This window comes from Arthrobacter sp. 10T413_2 (genome assembly GCF_056394205.1).
Map to the genome: position 1 here is coordinate 1 of NZ_JBFTHK010000250.1, position 4,976 is coordinate 4,976.

Below are 4,976 nucleotides of genomic sequence, written 5' to 3' on the forward strand. Positions count from 1 at the left end.
CCCCCCCGCCGACCGGCCTAGGCCTGGCCGTCGAACAGGCTGGTGACGGAGCCGTCGTCGAACACTTCACGGATGGCGCGCGCGATCAGCGGCGCGATGGACAGCACTGTCAGCTGCGGGAAGCGCTTGTCCGCGGTGATCGGCAGCGTGTTGGTGACCACCACCTCGCGGGCGCCGGACTCAGACAGCCGGCGGGCTGCCGGGTCGGAGAACACGGCGTGGGTCGCGGCGATGATGACATCCTTGGCGCCGGCGTTCTTGAGCACCTGGACGGCGCCGGAGATGGTTCCGCCGGTGTCGATCATGTCATCGATCAGGACGCAGGTGCGGCCTTCGATCTGCCCCACGACGGTCTTGGAGACGGCCTGGTTGGGCACGGTGAGGTCGCGGCTCTTGTGCACGAAGGCCAGCGGCGCGCCGCCGAGGCGCTCGGCCCACTGCTCGGCAACGCGGACGCGGCCGGTGTCCGGGGAGACGACCGTAACCTTGTCCGAGCCGACCCGGGTGCGGATGTAGTCGGCCAGGAGCGGAATGGCCATGAGGTGGTCCACGGGGCCGTCGAAGAAGCCCTGGATCTGCGAGGTGTGCAGGTCCACGCTCATGATGCGGTCGGCGCCGGCGGTCTTGTACAGATCGGCGACGAGGCGTGCCGAGATGGGCTCGCGGCCGCGGCCCTTCTTGTCCTGCCGGGCGTAGGGGTAGAACGGGGACACRACCGTGATGCGCTTGGCGGAGGCCCGCTTGAGCGAATCGATCATGATCAGCTGTTCCATGAGCCAGTTGTTCAGCGGKGCCGGGTGGGCCTGGATCACGAAGGCGTCGGTGCCRCGGACGCTTTCACCGGCGCGCACGTAGATCTCGCCGTTGGCGAAGTCGTAGGCGTCCAGCGGCAGCAGCTCGGTGCCCAGCTCCTTGGCGATCTCTTTCGCCAGCTCAGGGTGCGCGCGCCCCGCGGCCAGCACCAGCTTCTTTTCGCCGTGTGCCGTAATTTCGCTCATGATTGCTAGCCCTCTTCTGTCGGTGCCGGAGTAGTGGAGGAAGTTGGGGCGGCGCCCGCGGCGGCTGTTTGGACCGCGGCGGCGGACTGGGCCAGGGCGGCGGAAACGGACCCGGGGCGGTTGGCCGCAACCCAGCCTTCCGAATTCCGCTGCCTGGCGACGGAGAGGGCAAGGGCGCCGGCCGGGACGTCCTGGCGGATGATCGCGCCAGCGCCGCTGTAGGCGCCGTCGCCCACCCGGACGGGAGCGACGAAGACCGTGTTGGAGCCGGTCCGGACGCCGGAGCCGATCACGGTGCGGTGCTTCTTCTCGCCGTCGTAGTTGGCGGTGATGTTGCCGCAGCCGATGTTGGTGTCCTCGCCGATTTCCGCGTCGCCGGCGTAGCCGAGGTGCGAGAGCTTCGAGCCTCGGCCGATCGTGACGTTCTTGGTCTCATAGAACGCGCCGATCTTGCCGGTTTCGCCCAGGACGGTGCCCGGGCGCAGGTAGGTGAAGGGGCCGACGCTGGCGCGTGCACCGATCGTGGAGCCGGAGCCGTGGGTGCGGATCACCGTGGCGCCCTCCCCCACCATGACATCGGTGAGGGTCGTGTCGGGGCCGACGACRGCGTSGCGCGCCACCGTGGTGGCACMGTGCAGCTGGGTGTTGGGCAGGAGGCGGACGTCCTCGTCGAGCGTCACTGTGGAGTCGATCCAGGTGGTGGCGGGATCGACGACCGTCACGCCGGCGCGCATCCAGGCCTCGACGGTGCGGCGGTTGTGTTCGGCGCCGAGGGCGGAGAGCTGGACGCGGTCGTTGGCGCCTTCGACTTGCCAGCGGTCTTCGGTGACGACGGCGGCGACGCGGCCGCCTGCGGCGCGGGCCAGGGCCAGGACGTCGGTGAGGTATTTCTCGCCCTGAGCGTTGTCGGTGGTGACGTGGACGAGCGCGTCGCGCAGCACGGCGGCGTCAAAGGCGTAGATGCCGGAGTTGATTTCGCGGATTCCGCGTTCGGCCTCGGTGGCGTCCTTGTGCTCGCGGATGCCCGTGACAGTTCCGTCCGTTGCGCGGAGGATCCGTCCGTAGCCGGTGGCGTCATCGAGGACGGCCGTGAGGACCGTGACGGCATTGCCCTCGGATTCGTGGGTGGCGACGAGTTCGGCGAGCAGGCCGCCGGTGAGGAGGGGGACGTCGCCGTAGGTCACAACCACGGTTCCGCTGAGCGGTCCCTGGGGGTGAAGGGCATCGAGAGCTTCCAGCGCGGCTTCGACCGCACGGCCTGTGCCGGGGACGTCGTCCTGGTCCACGATCAGGGCGTCCGGGTCGAGGGCTGCGACGTGGGCGGCCACGAGGTCGCGTTCATGCCGGACCACAAGGGCCAAGTCGCGGGGGTGGACACTGCGGGCGGCGTTGAGGGCGTGGCCCACCAGCGAGCGGCCGCCGATCTCATGGAGAATCTTCGGCGTACGGGATTTCATCCGGGTACCGGCCCCTGCAGCTAGGACGATCACGGCGGCTGGGCCAGTGTTCTCGGGGCTCACGTGTTGGCTCTCCTTGCTTGGTTGCGCAGTGTGTCTCGCCAGTTCCGMCCATAGGACTCGAACCTATACTCCACGGCTMCAAAGGCCGGGGTGCTGCCATTACACCAGAGCGGACCGTGCCCGGGCTTGACCTGTGGCACGAGAACCAATTCTGCCACGAAGGTTGATGCTCGTGCGACTCAGGGTCCGAAGCACGGGCGGCCCTGCGGGCTGGTACGGGCTCGCGGTAGGGCATGATGGTGCTGTGAGCAAGAGTGCAGGCCCATCCGGCGGGGCGGACGGCGGTAGCGGCAGGCCTGTCCGCGCGCCCGGCTACGTTCCCCGCCCCCRTATGACGGGCCCGCAGCGCCGCACGCAGCTGATCGGCATCGGCCGGGGCCTTTTCGCACTCCGCGGCCTTGACGGCACCACCATCGAGGAAATCGCTGCCACCGCGGGCGTCTCCAAGCCGGTGATCTACGAGCACTTCGGCTCCAAGGAAGGCCTCTACACCCAGGTGGTGGACTGCGAGTTCCACATCCTGCTGACCTCGGTCAACGATGCCTTGTCCGAGGACGCCAAGCCGCGCGTCCTCGTGGAGCGGGCGGCCCTGGCCCTGCTGACCTACATCGAGGACCGGACGGACGGCTTCCGGATCCTCATGCGCGACGCCCCGCCGTCCCAGCCGGAGGGGGCCTTCTCCACCCTGCTCTCGCATGTGACGGCCCGCGTAGAGCACATCCTCGAGGACGAACTCTCCCGCCKCGGTTTCAGCCCGGCGGACGGAGCCATGTATGCGCAGATGCTCGTGGGAATGGTCGCGATGACCGGGCAGTGGTGGCAGGACAGCCGCACCCCGGACAAACGCGAAGTCGCCGCGCACCTGGTAAACCTGGCCTGGAACGGGCTCACCGGGCTGCAGAAGGACCCAGAGCTCCGAAGCCAGGAGTGAAGGGCGGGTTGGAGTGAGGTCCGGGGTTGGATTGAGGTCCGGGGATCGCCCATGCTCGCTGGCCGCCACGGGACATGCCCAGCCCTGGCCCGGAGAAATGGACATAACACCAGCATGTCCATCCTTGGCCTGCACCAAGKAGCATGTCCTGCGGGTTTTCAGCGCTCCGCGGGACATGTCCAGTCCGGGCAGGACCCAAGGTCTTGCCCACCCCGGCTGGCAGCAGGCCATCGACCTCTCCACTGGACATGCCCTCCCTCGGCCCCGAGGAGTGAACATAAGGCCAATGTGTCCATTTCTGGCCTGCAGCAAGGGGCATGTCCCGACGGTTGTGCGCGCACCGTGGAACATGTCCAGCCCTGGCCTGCACCGCGGGGCATGTCGTGACGGTCATGAGCGCACCGGGGAACATAGCCAGCCCTTGCCTGCACCGCGGGGCATGTCCTGACGGTTGTGAGCGCACCGGGGAACATGTCCGACCTTGGGATTCACATCAGACTTGGCACTCACAAAGGACTTATCCAGCCACGTGACCAGGACTCAGGGACTTGACCAATTCAAGCCGGCTGCGAAGGAGCCGAGCACTTCAGGGGAAATGCGCCGATGCCGTCGAATGCTCCTTGGGACATGTCCTCCCCTGGCTCCGAGGAGTGGACATGAGGCCAATATGTCCATTCCTTGCCTGCACCAAGGGGCATGTCCTGAAGGTTCCGAGCACACCGGGGAACATGCCCATCCCTGGCCTGCACCAAGGGGCATGTCCTCAGGGTTCGGAGCACACCGGGGGACATGCCCATCCCTGGCCTGCACCAAGGGGMATGTCCTGAAGGTTCCGAGGACGCCGGGGAACATGCCCACCCTTGGCCTGCACCACGGGACATGTCCAGCCGTGCCGGAACCCACTGAGCACCAACACACTGGGCATGTCCCCCGGCCGTCGGGCGACTACTCCCCCAGCACCTCGAGGGCTTCGAGCCATTCGTGTTCGAGGGCTTCGCGTTCGCCGGCGAGCTCCTGGAGTTTCTTGTTGAGCCCGGCGAGCTCATCGAACTTGCTGGCGTCCCCGGCCCCGGCCGTCATTTGGGCGTGGATCTTGTCTTCCTGCTGCTTGAGCTTGCCCAGCTGCCGGTCGATCCGGTTCTTGGCCTTGCGGGCATCGCGCTTCTCCGCTTCAGAGGCGCCACCGGCAGCCGGCGCGGAGCCGGCGGCTGCACCGGAGCCCCCGCCGGCGGCCGTGACGGGGTTCCCGCCGCCGGTGATGGTGGAGCCCGCCAGCGCCGACTCGCGCAACTCGAGGTACTGGTCCACGCCGCGCGGCAGGGCGCGGATCTTGCCGTCGCCCAGGAGCGCCATCTGGTGGTMTGTGACGMGTTCGAGCAGGTAGCGGTCGTGGCTGACCACCACGAGGGTGCCGGGCCAGCCGTCCAGGACGTCTTCGACGGCGGCCAGGGTGTCGGTGTCGAGGTCGTTGGTGGGCTCGTCAAGCATGAGCACGTTGGGTTCGCCCACGAGGAGCCGGAGCAGCTG

Annotated in this window: 3 protein-coding genes, 1 tRNA gene and 1 pseudogene; 1 reads left to right on the forward strand and 4 read right to left on the reverse strand. The window is 68.0% G+C overall.

What is annotated here, in order from left to right:
* Positions 1–17: 17 nt before the first annotated feature.
* The 3 genes from AC1DBQ_RS21720 to AC1DBQ_RS21730 all read right to left on the reverse strand — a co-directional run bounded on the left by AC1DBQ_RS21720 (position 18) and on the right by AC1DBQ_RS21730 (position 2,632).
* Complete coding sequence (locus AC1DBQ_RS21720; RefSeq protein ID WP_018774662.1) at positions 18–998, reverse strand: ribose-phosphate diphosphokinase; 981 nt, start codon at positions 996–998, stop codon at positions 18–20.
* A 5-nt stretch (positions 999–1,003) separates the two neighbouring features.
* The gene (glmU, locus tag AC1DBQ_RS21725; protein WP_476930490.1) at positions 1,004–2,518 is read right to left on the reverse strand and encodes a bifunctional UDP-N-acetylglucosamine diphosphorylase/glucosamine-1-phosphate N-acetyltransferase GlmU; all 1,515 of its coding nucleotides are present in this window, start codon (positions 2,516–2,518) and stop codon (positions 1,004–1,006) included.
* A gap of 42 nt (positions 2,519–2,560) precedes the next feature.
* A tRNA-Gln gene (locus AC1DBQ_RS21730) sits at positions 2,561–2,632 on the reverse strand.
* A gap of 217 nt (positions 2,633–2,849) precedes the next feature.
* Between AC1DBQ_RS21730 and AC1DBQ_RS21735 the strand changes: the two genes are divergently transcribed.
* On the forward strand, positions 2,850–3,449 hold the full coding sequence (locus AC1DBQ_RS21735) for a TetR/AcrR family transcriptional regulator (RefSeq protein ID WP_476930491.1): 600 nt from the start codon (positions 2,850–2,852) through the stop codon (positions 3,447–3,449).
* A gap of 945 nt (positions 3,450–4,394) precedes the next feature.
* Here the strand turns inward: AC1DBQ_RS21735 and AC1DBQ_RS21740 are convergent.
* Positions 4,395–4,976, reverse strand: a pseudogene (locus AC1DBQ_RS21740) (ABC transporter ATP-binding protein); the annotation flags it as partial.